At 42.1% G+C, this 487-nt stretch carries 1 tRNA gene; it reads left to right on the top strand.

The features are described 5' to 3' along the window. Positions 1-3: 3 nt before the first annotated feature. Positions 4-79: transfer RNA gene (locus IQR33_RS18885), tRNA-Val, on the top strand. Positions 80-487 lie beyond the last annotated feature (408 nt).

Raw genomic sequence — 487 nt, 5'->3', positions numbered from 1 at the left:
TGTGGGCGATTAGCTCAGTTGGGAGAGCACCTGCCTTACAAGCAGGGGGTCACTGGTTCGAGCCCGGTATCGCCCACCATTCTCTAAGTATTTTTGGATTTGAATTTCCAAACCACTTCAGTAAAACGTACGTGGTTGGGTTTTCTGCCGCTGAAAAAGCTTAGAAAATGGTCTTCTTCGGAAGCATCATGCTCTTTAACAATTTGGAAAGCTGACAAAACAACAATTTATTGTTGTTTGTAAAGTTCTCAATGTTTGTCTTTATGACAAACACCAATACAACACATTCAAGTGTTCTTGGAATTTGAGTCCGGCAAAATCGAGTCTGCATCATGTTTAAATAATTGCAGACAACTTTGGTTGTTTAACAACATCCTCAAGATTCGCTTCGCGAAACTCTTTGGGGTTGTATGGTTAAGTGACTAAGCGTACACGGTGGATGCCTTGGCAGTCAGAGGCGATGAAGGACGTATTAACTTGCGATAAG

The organism is Vibrio sp. OPT46, assembly GCF_015163535.1.
GTDB classification, from domain to species: Bacteria; Pseudomonadota; Gammaproteobacteria; order Enterobacterales; family Vibrionaceae; genus Vibrio; species Vibrio alginolyticus.
The sequence above is the reverse complement of the archived record's forward strand: the minus strand, read 5'-3'. Positions and strand labels throughout refer to the sequence as shown.